Origin of the sequence: Kyrpidia spormannii, assembly GCF_002804065.1 — a bacterium.
Taxonomy (GTDB): Bacteria; Bacillota; Bacilli; order Kyrpidiales; family Kyrpidiaceae; genus Kyrpidia; species Kyrpidia spormannii.
Genome location: NZ_CP024955.1, coordinates 3,159,165 through 3,174,064 on the forward strand (window position 1 = coordinate 3,159,165; position 14,900 = coordinate 3,174,064).

Consider the following 14,900-nt stretch of genomic DNA (forward strand, 5'->3'; position numbering starts at 1 on the left):
CCTGCTATCATGGGTCGTAGCGAGGTGACCCTCATGTGCGGACGATACACCCTGACCGTCGATTTTCAAGTGGTGTTCGAGCGGTTCGGCTTCCAAACCGCCGGAGATTTTACGTACACCCCCCGGTATAACATCGCCCCGTCCCAGCCGGTGCTGGCGATCATCTCCGACGGACGCGTCCGCCGGGGCGGATATCTCCGCTGGGGGCTCGTGCCCCCTTGGGCGAAAGACCCCTCCATCGGGAACCGGATGATCAACGCCCGGATCGAGACTGCCGCAACCAAGCCCGCTTTTCGCGAAGCCATCCGCCACCGCCGCTGCCTCATCCCCGCCGACGGATTTTATGAATGGAAATCCACGGCCGGCGGCAAAATCCCCATGCGCTGCACCCTTCGCTCCCGGGAAGTGTTTGCGTTTGCCGGCCTATGGGAAACCTGGAAAGGCACAGAGGGCAAAATCTTGCACACCTGTACGATTCTCACCACCGCCGCCGCGCCCTCTCTGGCGTCCATCCACGACCGCATGCCCGTCATCGTCCCCCGGGAGTTGGAACAGCCGTGGCTGGATCCCGGCCTCAAGGATCCCGAAGCCCTCCTCCGGCAGCTTCGCCGGCCGCCCGGCGAGGATTTCGAGGCCTATGAGGTGTCCCGCCTGGTCAACTCGGCCGGCGTAGACGACCCGCGCTGCATCGAACCGGCCGCCGCCAAGGGCCGGAACGGGGCTCCGTCGTCCGCCGGGACGCCACATGGAGAAGAATCGCCACCGGAAGGGACGCCAATGCCGGAAGGAGGGACAGGCACGTGAAAAACTGGCAAGGAATCGAGTCTTTTCTGCAGCTGCTGGCCCTCGATGGTCCCTCCGGCCACGAAGACGTCGTCGCGGAGTGGATCAGCGAGCGGTTCAGTGCGGCGGGACTCACCGTGCAGCGAGATGCCCTGGGAAATCTCCTCGCCCGGCGGCCCGCCTCATCTGCCGGCGATGGCGGGCCCCCCACCGTCCTCATCACCGCCCACATGGATGAAATCGGCCTCATGGTCTCGCACATCGAAGCTGGGGGCTTCCTCCGCTTCGTCCCCGTCGGGGGCGTGGACCCGCGGACCTTGCCCTCCGCCGAGGTGACGGTTCACGGGCGCCGGCCCTTTCCGGGAGTCATCGGCAGCAAACCACCCCACCTCAGCACCCCCGAGGAGCGCAAAGAAGCGGCGGGCATAGATCGGCTGTTCATCGACCTCGGGCTGCCGGAATCGGAGGTGCGGGAGTGGGTCCGGCCCGGGGACCCGGTGACGATCCGCCGCCACCCCCAGCGGCTTCTGGACGACCGCATCGCCGCAAAATCTGTGGACAATCGAGCCTCGGTGGCGGCCGTCTTCGAATGCATCGCCCAGTTGTCTTCTCATCCGCTCCAAGTTGACGTGGTTTTTGCCGCCACGGTGCAGGAAGAAGTCGGAGTTCGGGGGGCAGCGACGGCGGCTTATCAGATCCGGCCGGATCTGGCTGTGGCGGTGGATGTGTGCCACGCCCGGTCCCCGGGGGTGTCGACGGAGCGCACGATGGGCATGGGGGACGGCCCGGCGATTCAATTTGGCCCCAACATCCACCCGGCCCTGTTCCGGTCCCTCACCGCCGCGACCCAGGCCGCGGGCTTGCCCCATCAAATTCTCGTCGCTCAGGGGGCCACGGGGACCGACGCCCGAGTGATGCAGCTGTGCCGGGAAGGGATACCCACCGCCGCCCTGGGGATCCCGATCCGATACATGCATACCTCGGTGGAGACGGTGCAGTATCAAGACATCCGCCGTACGGGACAACTCTTGGCGGGATGGCTGAAGGGCCTGAACCGCGATGTTGTGGAGGGATTTTCGTGTTTCTTCGACGTTTGAGCGAAACGCCGGGACCCTCGGGGTTTGAAGACCAAGTGAGACACGTTCTCATCGAAGAGCTGCGCCCCCACGCCCGGCGGATGTACACCGATGCCCTGGGAAATTTATTCGTGGAAACCGGTCCCGAACAGGGAGGTCCCCGGGTGATGTTGGCCGCCCACATGGACGAAGTCGCCCTGATGATCGTCCGCATCGATGACGAGGGCACCCTTCGATTCCGGGCCATCGGCGGTATCGACGAGCGGGTGCTGGTGTCCAAAGCCGTTCGGGTGGGCCCCGCCGGCCTCCCGGGGGTGATCGGCTCCAAGGCCGTGCATTTGCAAAAACCCGAAGAACGCAAACGACCCATCGCCATTGAGGATCTGTACATCGACATCGGCGCCAAGGACGCCGATCAAGCATCGGGCCGGGTGCACATCGGCGACTACGCGGTATTCGCCACAGAGTACGAACAGATCGGGCAGGGCAAAGCCAAAGGCAAAGCCTTCGATGACCGGGTGGGGTGTGCGGTCCTCGCCGAACTGGCGAAACGGTCTTTTCAGCTTCCGACCACCTTTGTCTTCACCGTCCAGGAGGAAATTGGCCTGCGGGGGGCCGGCCCCGCCGCTTATCGCGTCAATCCCGACCTCGCCTTCGTGATCGAAGGCACCCTTTGTTTTGATGTTCCCGACGCCCGGGACGAGGACAGCGTAACCGTCCAGGGACGAGGGCCGGCCATCAGCCTCCTCGACCGCGCCACCATCCCTCCCCAATCTCTCATCCGGTGGATGGCGGAAGTAGCCGACGCCCGGGGAATCCCGTACCAGTGGCGACGCTCGGGGGCCGGGGCCAATGACGCCGGAGCGATCCACCTGACCCGCCGGGGCATCCCCACCGGAGCCATCTCGGTGCCGGTGCGCTACATCCACAGTCCGGCGCAGATTGTGGACCTGTCGGATTACGCCAACACCATCGCCCTGACCGAGGCCCTGCTTCGGGATCTGGAAAACCACCCGGACCGGCTGGATGGGCTGCGACTCGCAAACCGGGTTTATCCGCCGGTTGCACCGGGCAACGGGCCGTCCCCAGGTGTACCCCCGCACCCGGGCCGCCCGGGCCCAGAACCCCCTCAGACCTCTGGAGAGGGCCGAGAGGGAAACAACACCGCCGCCGAGGAGGAAGGAGAGAAAGAACCATGACCGACTGGAACCGCATGACCGCCGAAGCGTCATCTGCCTTTGGCCCCGCCGGATTCGAAGAAGGGATTCGCCGCTGGGTCACGGGCGCGGTGGGAGGAAAACTCGACCGCTGTGAAACGGACCCTTTTGGCAATGTCCTGGCCCGGACTTGGACCCCGGGGGCCAAAGGCCGGGTCCTTCTCGTCGCCGGCCTCGATCAACCGGGCATCCTGGCCACCCACGTCGACGGCGATGGCCGGGTGCGCATCGCACCCATCGGGCCGATTCAGCCCCGGGACCTGCCCGGCCAAAAAATCCGCTTTCAAAGCGGAGCCACGGGCTTGGTGGACGCCGAGGTCAAGGGCGAGGGCGAGGCCGTCGATTGGCACTCGTTGTTCGTCGTGCCCATTTCCGGAACGGTGGGCATTGGTGAACCGGGGGTGATCGACCCCCGGGTAGAGATCCTCGGGGAGATCGCCGTAGGCGCAAATCTTCCGTGGCGGGCCGGAACCATCGTCCTCGCGGCTTTGGCGGACCAGCTCGCGGGCGGTCGCTACGATGTGACCCTGCTGTTCAGCGCCCAGCGCTCGGTGGGAGCCCGGGCCGGGCGGCTCGCAGCCTTTGAGGAAGCTTTCGACTGGGCTCTGGACATCGGCACGGCCGCCGTCAACGCGGCGCCAGGAAGCTCAAAGGGCGGCCTCCGGGTCGGCGGTGGTCCGGTGATCCGGGCCATGGACCGGTCTTTGGTGGTGCGGCCGGAGATGAAACAGCGCCTGTGGGACCTGGCCGAAACCCGGGGGATTCCCCACCAAGCGGGCGTCACACCCGAGGCCACGTCCGACGGAGGAATCCTGGCGATGAGCGAATCCGGGCTTCTCGTGGGCGGCATCGACATCCCCGTTTACAAGACCCGGGGAAGCCTGGGATTCCTGCAGTTGACCGACCTCCAGGCAGCCCTGGATCTTCTGCGGGCGGCCCTGGAGACCTGAGGCTGAGGCGCAGGGCCGCACGGGGCCCTGCCCCCTACGACTGAGCGATCAGAGCCACGCCCACGAGAATCACCAACACCCCGAGCCAGCGAACCGGCGACACGGCCTCGTGAAAAATCCACGCCGCCGCCAGGACCCCGAGGACATAGGACAAACTCTGGAGGGGATAGGCGATGCTCAGGGACAACCGGGAGAGGACGGCGAACCAGGCCACCGTGGCCGCCACATAGAGAAGTAAACCGAGGAGGATCCAGGGGGAGAAAAACGTCTCCGCCACATTGTTCAAATGAAGGCCGCCCACCTGGCCCAGGCCGATTTTAAAACACACCTGCCCGGCCACCAATAAAACGATATTGAAGAGTAACAGCAGGTAGATCACCCTTTGTTCCCCCGTTCGGCAACGGCTTTCTGTTCAATTTCCTCCCTCAGGATGGCCGCCTCCTGGGCCAGGCGCACCACCCGGTCCTCCAGCCGGGACAAAACCACCGTCACATGAAGGATCAGGGAAAAACAAAACACGAGGCCGACCAAGAATAACAGTGAAGGCGCGTAATACACGTGGAAAAACGCCGCCATATGTTCGATGGCGGATCGAAAGGTCGAGAGCACGAGCATCAACAGCCCGACAAAAATCCAAAGGAGCGAATATTTCTCCTTCAGTCGCCGGCGACGGACCAAATCCAGCACAATCAAGATAAACCCGACGGAAAACAAAATGGCCAATTGATAGACATCCATCCCCGCAGCCCCCTCGATCAACCGTGATTTTCCCGGGACAGGCGGGGCCGGCGGAGAACGTTCATCATGAGGGCGAGAATCACTTTGATCATATAATAGGCCGACCGGAGCGGCGTGATGGAAGACCGCCCCGCTTTCCGCTCCTCCATCTTCACCGCCACTTCCCGGATACAAAGCCCGTGATAATGGGCCAGTACCAAGGCCTCCACTTCCGGATAATCGGCGGGATACTGCTCGGCAAAGAGGCGAATCCCCTCCCGGTTCACCACCCGATACCCGCTGGTGGTGTCATAAACCGCCTGATGGAGAATGCCGCTCACCAGACGGGCCAGCACGATCATCCCCGCCCGCCGGGCCCGGGAGGAACGATACCCCGTTTCCTCCACATACCGGGATCCGACGATCAGATCCGCCCGCCCCCTCCACAGCTCCCGGAGCAATTGCGGCAAGTCTTCCGGGTTGTGCTGACCGTCGGCGTCCACCTGAACCGCGACGTCGTAGCCGTGGCGCCAAGCGTAGCGATACCCCGTCTGCATGGCCCCCCCGATCCCCAGGTTAAAGGGCAAGCGCAACACCCGGGCCCCGGCCCTCCTCGCCACATCCGCCGTGGCATCCCGAGAACCGTCGTCCACCACCAGCACATCCACGCCTTCCAGGGCACCGAGTGCCCGGCGGACCACCTGGCCAACCGTTTTTTCCTCGTTATAAGCTGGGATAATCACCAAGACTTTCGGCATCTTGCACGTCACCCTTTTCCCCCCGCCGTCGAAGGCGAAAAACGAGCCCGAGCAGGCGAATCACCGCCACCGAGGCCATCATGATTAGAATGGGCATCATGGGAAACGCGTAACGGGCCAAGGGCAAAAAAAGCAGTTGGATCCCGGTGAGAATAAGCAGGACGAACGAAAGAACCCGCAAGTTCCGCCACCAGGGCGTGAGCAGTACCGAAGCCCACCCGGCGTAAACGATGGGCAGGTGCAGCGAATCCATGCCTTCCCAAAAATGCCCGGTAATCAGCGCCTCACTTTCATTCCATCCCCAGGGTCGACGAAAGAGATACCACCATTTTCCTGTTGTAAACCATTGGAGGTACAAGACGGGTTCGTGGGTGAATCCCTCCACGATGCGCTGCTTGGCCATCTGGGTCAAATCCGCCCCGGGAGGGACGGTCTGGTACAGCTTGTCCCCCAATCGAAAATACGGATCGGTGCCGGCGAACATCGGATCGCCGCTCTCGGTGGCGAACAGGATCAGATGGCCAAACGTATGCAAATTTCTCAGCCACCACGGCGCCATCACCATGGCAAAGGCCACCAGTGCAACGCCGAGATGGCGCCACATGTGCCTCCTCCGCTCCACCAGCCCATGATACAAAAGCGGCAGCAGAACCACAAGGGGAGCCGGCGTCGGCCGCACCAGCGCCGTCAACCCGAGGACGGCGCCGCCAAGGCCGCTCCACCGCCAATCGTCTTTCTGCATGGCGATCAAAAATACGTACAGGTAGAGAACGAAAAAGAAGTTGAACAATGTCTCGGTGAGAATGGCCGCCGGCGCCCAAATCATGCTGACATATACCGCGCCGAGCACGACGGCGAGCAAAGCGGCCACCCTCCCCTGGAGCCGGCGCACAGTCAGGTACATCCAAAGGAGCGTGACCACCGACAACAGGGCCTGGGCATACCGGGCATCCATGAGCCGATTCCCGCCGATCCAATCGGCGATCGTGTACACCAAGGCCAAAAACAACGGATATCCGGGGGTGACGTAGGCATCGGGGCCATTCCCCCAGTAACTGAAGACCCCGGTATGAAGCAGGCGGAGCGCCGTCTCGTCATAATTCTTCGCATCGGTAAACAGGGGCGGTTGTGGCACCGTATGAATGTAGTACGCCCGGACCACCAGGGCAGCCAATAAGATCAATCCGAGAACGAGGCTCTCCAGAGCCGTATTTCGGAATCGCGTACCCTCAGGCATACCACCCTCTCCTCGAATCATCGACGGTTCGGAGCCCATTATACCATGGCCGTGTGTCGAAGATTGGATCTTCCCGAGCCGCACCACAAGAGGCCGGGGCGGGCCCACTGGCCCCACCCCGGGCTCACCCCCGCACCACCAACGATTCCCGGCCGAAGGCCGCTGCCGACAAGGCCACCGCCCCGGCGGTGTACACCGCCAGGCTCCCGATCACCAGAGCGGCGTGCCCGGCGTTCATAATCCCGTACAGCAACTCCTTCATGAGAGCCGCCACATTCACGAAGGGCACAACAAAATACCAGCCAGGCAATGCATCCGGCGCGGCAAACATCACCATATACCCCGCCACCGCCGCCACGAGCACAAAGGGCGTCATATAAGTCTGGGACTCTTTAAAAGATTTGGCATACGAACTCACCGTCAACATCAGCGCGGCAAAAAGCAGGGCCACCAGCAGAATCATCATCAGCATCACCACCGCCAATCCCGGGGTCAGCACGGTGAGAATCGACCGGGCAAACTCCCCCGCCGTTCCCGCAGCCGCTCCCGCAGCGGCGGGAAGCCGGGAGAACGTCACCATCATCACGACCACCGAAATCACCCCGGAAAATGCCCCCATCACCGCCGTGGCCGCCATTTTCCCCAGCAGAATCGACCGGGCGGACGCCGGCGTGGTGAGAAGCGCCTCCAACGTTCCCCGCTCTTTTTCCCCCGCCATAAAATCGGTGGCCGCCGGCATCGCCCCGGTGGCCGTCGACAGAATGAGCATGAGGGGGATGATAAACCCCAGCAAACTTCCGGCCTTCTGTCCCTGAGTCGAAGCGTCCTCACCGGTGATCGCCAAGGGTGTCACCGCCTGCTCGGTCAACCCCAAACTCCACAACCGCTCCGCTTCCAGGTGCTTCCTGAGAGCCTGAAGCCGCTGGTTGACCAGATCGTAGGCCGCCTGGGAATTCGAGTTCGAAGCGTTATACACCACCGTCACCGTCGCCGTTTGCCGGTGGGCGATTTTGTTGTCAAACTGATCGTCGATCCGCACAATCGCCCGCACATCCCCGGCCCGCAACGCCCCGAGAGGATCTGCAGGCTGCACAATCTGGATGTGGCCATCCGCCCACAGGGCCTCCTCCACCCGGCTCTGATGCCCCTGGATCGCGATGGGGACGTTCTGCCGGGCCTGATTCTCCGATTGGACCTGAAGATTCACCATCAAAAGGATCAGCGCCGGCCACAGGACGATGGGGAGAATCACCGCGGCCATCCATGTCTTGCGGTCCCGGAACAGATCGAGCAGCTCTTTTCGCAGGATCACGCCGATCATCGACCAAGCCCCCCTTCAGCCGCCCGGACGAAAGCCGCATCCAGATCTTCCGTCCCCGTGCGACGGTACAATTCGGCGATAGATCCAGCGAATTCCAGCCCACCCCGGCGCAAAATCAACACGCGGTCGCACAGCCGCTCCACTTCGCCCGAAATGTGGCTGGAGAAAATCACGGTCCGGCCCTCTTTCTGAAAATCCCGGATCAGCTGCCGAATCGCAGCAGCGGAGGTGATGTCTAGCCCCGAAGTGGGCTCGTCCAGCAGCACCACCTCGGGCTGGTGGATCAACGAACGGGCGATCACCGTTTTCTGCCGCATTCCCTTCGAGAATCCCCCCACCCGCCGGTCGAGATATTCCGTCATCGCAAACCGCTCGGCCAAAGCCTCGGTGCGCCGGTGAATCTCCCCGTCATCAAGACCAAACAACCGGCCGAAGTACGCGATGTTCTCCCGGGCCGTAAGCCGGTCGTACAGTCCCGTTTCTCCGCCGAAGAGAAGCCCGACTTTGCGCCTGACCTCCCGGGGATGCCGGACCGTGTCCAGCCCGGCCACTCGGATCGAACCGGCCGTCGGGCGCAACACCGTGGCGATCAGCCGAAGGGTCGTGGTTTTGCCGGCGCCGTTCTCCCCGATCAACCCCACCACTTCACCCCGCTGAACATCAAAAGACACGTCGTGAAGAGCAGTCACTTGCTTGAACCGTTTCGTCACACTCCGAAGCTCGATCATCCAAAACCTCCCACGCCCACCCGGCCCACTCCCGCTCCCGGGTGTTCTGGCCCACTCATTGGGGCAAAGATTGCGCGATCATTGTACCAAAGAAGGCCCTGCGCGTGGTAAAACAAAAGTGAAGGCTTGGTAAATACGGAGGAAGTGGATCAACCCAAAGTTTACGGAAAAAACGATACCCTGCGGTCGATGTGCTTTGAAAATTTAACTATCCGGTTAAGCGAGATTTTCCAATAGCGACAAGGGGCTTTTCCGGCAACGAGACACACCCGGCATGCAGTGATACATCTGCGGCCTTATCGAGGCCGGCCCGGTCAGCCGGCCTGTTCGGCATCCGTGACATCCGCCCCCTGGGCATCCAAAATCTGCCTGTACAACTCTTCATATCTTTGCACCTGATGGGTGCAGGAAAAATACCGTTCGACGCGATCCCGCCCCTTGGCCGCAAAATCCCGGTGAAGGGCCGGGTCGTCGAGCAGCCGATTGACATAATCCGCCATCGCCGACACATCCCCCACCTCGGCCAGGAAACCCGTTTCTCCGTGGACGACCACCTCCGGAAGTCCCCCTGCCCGGCTCGCCACCACCGGCGTTTCGCAGGCCATGGCTTCAACGGCCACCAACCCGAAACCCTCTTGTTCCGAAGGCAAGAGCAGGACGTCCGCCATGGAAAGCACCGTCTCCACATCCGATTGCTTACCGAGAAAATGCACGTCTTCTTCCAACCCGAGTTCCCTCACTAAGGCGCGTATCTCCGGCACCCCCGGCCCTTCTCCCACCAGGGCGAGTTTGGCCCGGCGCCGGCGGCGGACCCCGGCGAACACCCGCACCACATCCGGCACCCTTTTTACCGGTCGAAAATTCGAAATATGCATCAATAGAGGTTCATCCGGATCGGCATACTGCCGTCGCAGCTCTGTCACTTCCTGTCGGATATATCGGGAAACATCAACATAGTTATGAATCACGGTGATATCTTTTTTCAAGGAGAAGATCCGCATCGCCTCTTCCGCCAAACTGGCCGAAACCGCCGTTACGGCATCGCTTTTCTCAAGCCCCAGGCGAATGGGGGCAAACAGGGCCTTCTCCCGGCTCAGCTGAGTGATGTCCGTCCCGTGCAGCGTCGTGACGACGGGCACCGGGTGCTCCGGGACCATTTGCCGAGCGAGATAAGCGCTGATCGCAAAGGGGACCACATAATGAACATGGAGGATATCGAAAAAATATTTCTTCATCAACTCGGCCATCGTCCCGGCCAAGGCCATCTCAAACGGCGGATAGCGAAACACGTGGTGGTGCGGAAGCTCCACGACGTGAAGAAACATCCTTTCATGGGGCCGCACGAACCGGAAAGGGACACCATCCGAAATCACGTGGACTTCATGCCCTTTGTGCGCCAAGCTCCTGGCGAGTTCCACCGCCAGTGCACCCGAGCCGCCCAGCCCCGAATGACAGGCAATGGCGATTCTCATTCCCCTCACTCCTGACTGTTGAGTCTTGTCCGAAACCAACGTTCGACTCATGCCGCAATCAACAGTCGGTGGATGCTGTCGTCGATCACCATCGAAACTGTGAATCCTCCCCCCACTGAAGTGGGGAGCATCCATCCATAGGCACGGGAGAAGCCTCGGCATCCGGCAGCGGGGCTGCCACCCAGGCTTTCCTGACCCCTTAGGCTGGACGGGTTCCTGGATTCCCGGACACCTGCCGGGAACCTCGTCCCGCAGGCGACCCCTCCCTTTCGGGAGTCGCAGGCTTTCGCAACACGGTTAGGCGGTTTTCTGGCGAAACCGCTTTTCCTCCCGGATGAACCAGGCCATGCCGATGTTAATGGCGGCATTCACGTGGCTGTTGTGAACGGTGCCGCAGTTCCTACACGCCAAGATGTTGCCGGCCCTTAAAGTATCCAGCGAGCCGCACAGCGAACACCGGGTGCTGGTGTCCTTCGGAGAGATAAGAGCAACCAAAATTCCCCGTGCTTTTGCTTTGTACGCGGTGTACTTCATGACTCTCCGGTGCAACCAGTAACCCACCCTCTGGCGCATCCTCGTCGAACCGTGCCTGTTTCTGTCCGGCCTGAAGTGTTTCAAGTTCTCGAACACAATGACCCGTGCATCCCACTCCACAGCAAGGTCAACCAGGCGTTTGCTCAGGTGGTGGGCGTAATTGTCGTTTGCCGCATGAACCTTCCGCCAGAGCTTCTTGCAGGGCCGATGTCCTTTTGGGACGATTCCCAGGCCGCTCACGTTCCGAGCAATGAGCCCCAGCAGGTGGTGGACATTCGTCGTGTTACACGCCGTCAGGCCGATGTGCCTGACTTTGTGAACCGTACCGTCCTTCCCCACCAAGGCGCACACCGCCCGGTTCTTGCGGCCCAAGTTCAGGTCTGCGGCCAGTACCTTCGGGTTCTTGGACCGGTAGTAGTCGGCAAACTTCATCACGTTGGACTTCTTCTCGAAGGCGGTCACCAGATAAAAGATACCCTCTTTTTCATAAACGGTGGGTACCATCATCTCCCAAGAATCATCCAGATGGAGCTTCCTCGAATGACTGGTGGGTTCCACTTCCACGGTGATGAACCGCCAGTCGCTTCCCAGACTTTTAGCTGAATCGTGTTGGTTTTGAGCGAAAGATTCTTGAAGTCGCCTTTGTAAAAGGTGATACCCACATTGCCCACCGCCGGATACTTCGGCGGGTGTTCGTCGAAAAGGATTGGTTTTTTGCCTTCGGCAACACGTCTTTCGTTTCTGTCCTGTATCCTTTCTTTTTTTCTGAGCCACCGCTGGTAGTTGGAATGCCAGCTCTTCGCCATCCCGATCGCCTTGGAGATAATCGCCCGGCGCAAATATGCGGGAAACTTCGGCCAGACGGCATCAATCGGGTAAGGCGGGTTGGGATTGCCGCCGAATGGTTTCCCGGTTTTCCTGTTCATGCGCGGCTCTGTCCGGACCGTCAGTTTTTCCAGCGCCCTTGTTCCGGAATTCCGGTCCCACCCGGGCAGTTTGTCAAAATTGTCATGGATCACGCCCAGGTAAAACCCCAAGACGGCCCGGTAGATTTCTTCTGTCCGGCGGATCATCTCCGGAGAGCCGGTGATAAATCTTCTCATACGCTGTTTGGTTGAGATTATATTTTTAAGCAAGGGCATTCTCTTCACCTTCCATGGTTTAATTGTACCATAGAAGGAGTTACAAACAAACGTTTCCAAGGATTCAGGATTTGGCCGCCTTGACCCCCCATTAAAATGGGGAGGATGCGGCGGCCGGTTTCTCAAGGAACACGGAAAGGCCGAAAGATGAGAGAAAACGAAAGAAACACCGCAAAGATGGGCACGCTCCGCGCTGAGGATCACTCGTCTTGACTCGACTTTACTCCGTGCGGGCGATGACTGTAGATGGATTGAAATGGCTTCACATTGAGGGGGCTGCATTTCCAAGATCTATTGTACCGGTTCGCCGGGAGACGATCAACCGTTTGTCCCGGAACGCACAGAATGGCCACAATGTGCGGCGGCTCGGCGCCGACCGACACCCTCCCCGGAGAGGCACGAACAACCGGTTAAGAAAAACGGGCTCTAAAAAGGGCCCGGGAAAACTCCCGGGCCCGTGTGTGACCCCGCCCCATCCCGGCGGGCCAGTCCCCGAAGATCGGTCCGGCACTCCCGACTAGCTGCCGCTGTTGCCGCTCGTCGCCGGGGCGGGATCCACGGTGATTCCCAAGGAGGCCGTCGCCGTTTGCGGAGGATCGGAGCTGTCCGTCGCCTGCACCGTGAACGTCACGGTGTCCGCTGTGGTCGGTGTCCCGCTGATCGTCCCGTCGGTGGACAAGGTCAGTCCATCAGGCAGCGACCCGTTCACCACAGTCCAGGTATACGGTGACGTCCCCCCGCTCGCATCGAGACTCGCCGCATAGTCGCTCCCCACCGTGCCGTTCGGCAGCGACTGCGTGTTGATGGACAGCGCCTGGGCGGCCGGATCCACCGTGATGCTGAGATCCGCCGTCGCGCTCTGCGGCGTGCCCGAACTGTCCGTCACCTGCACCGTGAACGTGCTCGTGCCCGCTGTGGTCGGTGTCCCGCTGATCGTCCCGTCGTTGGACAAGGTCAGTCCATCAGGCAGCGACCCGTTCACCACAGTCCAGGTATACGGCGACGTCCCCCCGCTCGCATCGAGACTCGCCGCATAGTCGCTCCCCACCGTGCCGTTCGGCAGCGACTGCGTGTTGATGGACAGCGCCTGGGCGGCCGGATCCACCGTGATGCTGAGATCCGCCGTCGCGCTCTGCGGCGTGCCCGAACTGTCCATCACCTGCACCGTGAACGTGCTCGTGCCCGCTGTGGTCGGCGTCCCGCTGATCGTCCCGTCGGTGGTCAGGGTAAGCCCATCGGGTAGACTGCCGCCGACGAGCGACCAACTGTAGGGCGCCATACCCCCGCTCGCCTGCAAGCTTGCCGAGTAGTCGCTCCCCACCGTGGCCGCGGCAAGCGAAGCCGTGATCACGGATAACGTCGAGGTTCCCCCGTTCCCCGACTGACCGGCCGCCGCCATCGCTTTATCCAGAGCCACCACCGCCTCCGCCCGGGTGATCGGACTCTCCGGGCGGAACGTCCCGTCGGGATAGCCGTTCATGATCTGCGCATCTGCAACGGCGCCGATCGCCCCTTTGCTCCAAGAGGGAATCGCCGACCCGTCGGTGAATTTGTCCGCAGCCGCGGGATCCGCCGTCAGCTTCTTCACCTGCATGATGATCGCCGCCGCCTCGGCCCGGGTAATGGGACTGTTCGGTCTCATCGTCCCGTCGTCATACCCGTTGATGTATCCGGCGGCCTTCGCTTCGGCCACCACATCGTAAAACCAGGCATGATTCGGAACGTCTATGTAGGCAATGTCCGACTTTGCCGTAAATCCGAAAGCACCGTTGACCAAAGCCATGAATTCAGCGCGGGAAATATTGTTGTCCGGTTTAAAGGTGCCGTCCGGGTACCCTTTGATCAATCCTTTATTCACCCAGTCCGCAATCTGGGGCTCCGCCCAGTGGCCGGAAATATCCGACGGAACCGCCGCGAAAGCCATGGTCGGCAACATAGCGACCAACATCGACACAATGGTGAACACAGAGAACACTGTGCGTCGCCCCAGGACCAAGACATTCACGCCGACAACCTCCTCTCTGCTCTTGAATCTTTGCTCGACCCATCTATGAAAACGGGAAGGAGGGGGGCACAGAGCCCCCGCCCTTCACCGGTGTAGGTTTCAGAATATCCGCAGGGGGGCGAATCGCCGTTCAAACCCCGGGGGAGGTCAAAGATTCATGCGCAATCCACGTCAGCTTTGTTGCCTGTGACGCCGTCACATCGTCGACGAGGTTGTGGTACCGGCCGATGAACCGGAGTTCGAAGAAGCTGCGGGCGCCTGGGAATCCTCGCCGGAGCCTGCCGTTCCCTCCGCTTTGTTCCCATCCCACTTGTGCTCGACAAACTTCGTCAGTGCGTCCTTCTCTTTGTTCATGAGCGCGTCGATCAATTGCGCCTCGCTCATCCCTTTGCTCTGGGCCACGTCGGCAATGGACTTGCCGGTTTTAAGCTGCGCGAGCAAGTCTTGAGGCGTCATGCCGAGGATGGACGCGGCGTCGGCGATACCGCCTCGGGCAAATGAATGCCCTTTTTCCTCCAACGATCCGGCATGTTCGACGATGTTCTTCACGCGGGCGGACAAATTGGCTTTCATCTGGGCCGCTTTGTCCTGGGACAATTTACCGGACTGGACCTTCTGGTCGATGGACGCCGAGATCTTTTGCACAACGGCGTCGATGACCTGCTGCTCAGAGACGCCCTTGCTTTGCGCCACCTGGGCGATCGATTGGCCGCTCCGCAGATTCTGGGCCAGTTGTTGCGGCGTGACGCCGAGCACCTGCGCCGCGGTCGACAGAACACCTCCCCACGGCTGGTGATGCTCCGCCTGAGCCGGTTGGGTGCTGCCGGAAGCGGTCGTCGCCGTGTCTGCCGCGGCCACGGCGAAGGGTGCAGCCGCAGTGACGGCCGCCGCCCCGCCTCCGGCCACCGCCAACGCCAACGCACTGTAGAGAAGCGATTTTTTCATCGTTTTCTCCTCCTT

General features: G+C 61.4%; 15 protein-coding genes. 4 read left to right on the plus strand and 11 right to left on the minus strand.

Translation table 11 applies throughout. The annotated features are described in order from the left end of the window. Positions 1–33: 33 nt before the first annotated feature. From CVV65_RS15510 to CVV65_RS15525, 4 genes are read left to right on the plus strand one after another with little or no spacing between them, the layout of a single operon-like run. Entirely contained in the window at positions 34–804 is a 771-nt protein-coding gene (locus CVV65_RS15510; protein WP_100668911.1) for an SOS response-associated peptidase, read from the plus strand. Then, the gene (locus CVV65_RS15515) at positions 801–1,880 is read left to right on the plus strand and encodes a M42 family metallopeptidase (protein WP_100668912.1); all 1,080 of its coding nucleotides are present in this window, start codon (positions 801–803) and stop codon (positions 1,878–1,880) included. The genes CVV65_RS15510 and CVV65_RS15515 overlap by 4 nt, the downstream gene beginning before the upstream one ends. Beyond that, entirely contained in the window at positions 1,862–3,058 is a 1,197-nt protein-coding gene (locus CVV65_RS15520) for a M42 family metallopeptidase (protein WP_100668913.1), read from the plus strand. Before CVV65_RS15515 ends, CVV65_RS15520 begins: the two co-directional genes overlap by 19 nt. Next, positions 3,055–4,026: a hypothetical protein gene (locus CVV65_RS15525; protein WP_100668914.1), complete on the plus strand. Its 972-nt coding sequence runs from the start codon at positions 3,055–3,057 to the stop codon at positions 4,024–4,026. The genes CVV65_RS15520 and CVV65_RS15525 overlap by 4 nt, the downstream gene beginning before the upstream one ends. Positions 4,027–4,060: 34 nt before the next feature. Here CVV65_RS15525 and CVV65_RS15530 read toward each other — a convergent pair whose 3' ends face one another. From CVV65_RS15530 to CVV65_RS15575, 11 genes are all read right to left on the minus strand, one after another. Continuing rightward, positions 4,061–4,405, minus strand: coding sequence for an EamA family transporter (locus CVV65_RS15530; RefSeq protein ID WP_100668915.1), 345 nt, complete (start codon positions 4,403–4,405; stop codon positions 4,061–4,063). Beyond that, positions 4,402–4,764, minus strand: coding sequence for a DUF2304 domain-containing protein (locus CVV65_RS15535; RefSeq protein WP_013077033.1), 363 nt, complete (start codon positions 4,762–4,764; stop codon positions 4,402–4,404). Before CVV65_RS15535 ends, CVV65_RS15530 begins: the two co-directional genes overlap by 4 nt. Before the next feature lie 17 nt (positions 4,765–4,781). Beyond that, complete coding sequence (locus CVV65_RS15540) at positions 4,782–5,501, minus strand: glycosyltransferase family 2 protein (RefSeq protein WP_232796652.1); 720 nt, start codon at positions 5,499–5,501, stop codon at positions 4,782–4,784. Next, entirely contained in the window at positions 5,467–6,738 is a 1,272-nt protein-coding gene (locus tag CVV65_RS15545) for an ArnT family glycosyltransferase (RefSeq protein WP_157935562.1), read from the minus strand. Before CVV65_RS15545 ends, CVV65_RS15540 begins: the two co-directional genes overlap by 35 nt. 124 nt (positions 6,739–6,862) lie before the next feature. Continuing rightward, on the minus strand, positions 6,863–8,059 hold the full coding sequence (locus CVV65_RS15550) for an ABC transporter permease (protein WP_100668918.1): 1,197 nt from the start codon (positions 8,057–8,059) through the stop codon (positions 6,863–6,865). Beyond that, a complete protein-coding gene (locus CVV65_RS15555; RefSeq protein WP_100668919.1) occupies positions 8,056–8,787 on the minus strand; it encodes an ABC transporter ATP-binding protein in 732 nt (243 codons plus the stop codon). The genes CVV65_RS15550 and CVV65_RS15555 overlap by 4 nt, the downstream gene beginning before the upstream one ends. A gap of 314 nt (positions 8,788–9,101) precedes the next feature. Further along, positions 9,102–10,259 (minus strand): N-acetyl-alpha-D-glucosaminyl L-malate synthase BshA, encoded by a 1,158-nt coding sequence (gene bshA, locus CVV65_RS15560; RefSeq protein ID WP_100668920.1) that lies wholly within the window; start codon positions 10,257–10,259, stop codon positions 9,102–9,104. A gap of 297 nt (positions 10,260–10,556) precedes the next feature. Further along, on the minus strand, positions 10,557–11,300 hold the full coding sequence (locus CVV65_RS17240; protein ID WP_232796653.1) for a zinc ribbon domain-containing protein: 744 nt from the start codon (positions 11,298–11,300) through the stop codon (positions 10,557–10,559). Next, positions 11,297–11,935 carry a hypothetical protein gene (locus CVV65_RS17245; protein WP_232796654.1) on the minus strand — a complete coding sequence of 213 codons (639 nt, stop codon included), beginning with the start codon at positions 11,933–11,935 and terminating at the stop codon, positions 11,297–11,299. The genes CVV65_RS17240 and CVV65_RS17245 overlap by 4 nt, the downstream gene beginning before the upstream one ends. Positions 11,936–12,452: 517 nt before the next feature. Continuing rightward, positions 12,453–13,940, minus strand: a complete 1,488-nt coding sequence (locus CVV65_RS15570; RefSeq protein ID WP_100668921.1) for an S-layer homology domain-containing protein — start codon at positions 13,938–13,940, stop codon at positions 12,453–12,455. 195 nt (positions 13,941–14,135) lie between these two features. Then, positions 14,136–14,885 (minus strand): hypothetical protein, encoded by a 750-nt coding sequence (locus CVV65_RS15575; RefSeq protein ID WP_100668922.1) that lies wholly within the window; start codon positions 14,883–14,885, stop codon positions 14,136–14,138. Positions 14,886–14,900: the final 15 nt, after the last annotated feature.

Coding starts and splice junctions, on each gene's coding strand:
- CVV65_RS15510 (WP_100668911.1), top strand. CDS start 34: ATGTGCGGACGATACACCCTGACCGTCGATTTTCAAGTGGTGTTCGAG.
- CVV65_RS15525 (WP_100668914.1), top strand. CDS start 3,055: ATGACCGACTGGAACCGCATGACCGCCGAAGCGTCATCTGCCTTTGGC.
- CVV65_RS15535 (WP_013077033.1), bottom strand. CDS start 4,764: ATGGATGTCTATCAATTGGCCATTTTGTTTTCCGTCGGGTTTATCTTG.
- CVV65_RS15540 (WP_232796652.1), bottom strand. CDS start 5,501: ATGCCGAAAGTCTTGGTGATTATCCCAGCTTATAACGAGGAAAAAACG.
- CVV65_RS15545 (WP_157935562.1), bottom strand. CDS start 6,738: ATGCCTGAGGGTACGCGATTCCGAAATACGGCTCTGGAGAGCCTCGTT.
- CVV65_RS15550 (WP_100668918.1), bottom strand. CDS start 8,059: ATGATCGGCGTGATCCTGCGAAAAGAGCTGCTCGATCTGTTCCGGGAC.
- CVV65_RS15555 (WP_100668919.1), bottom strand. CDS start 8,787: ATGATCGAGCTTCGGAGTGTGACGAAACGGTTCAAGCAAGTGACTGCT.
- bshA (WP_100668920.1), bottom strand. CDS start 10,259: ATGAGAATCGCCATTGCCTGTCATTCGGGGCTGGGCGGCTCGGGTGCA.
- CVV65_RS17240 (WP_232796653.1), bottom strand. CDS start 11,300: ATGATGGTACCCACCGTTTATGAAAAAGAGGGTATCTTTTATCTGGTG.
- CVV65_RS17245 (WP_232796654.1), bottom strand. CDS start 11,935: ATGCCCTTGCTTAAAAATATAATCTCAACCAAACAGCGTATGAGAAGA.
- CVV65_RS15575 (WP_100668922.1), bottom strand. CDS start 14,885: ATGAAAAAATCGCTTCTCTACAGTGCGTTGGCGTTGGCGGTGGCCGGA.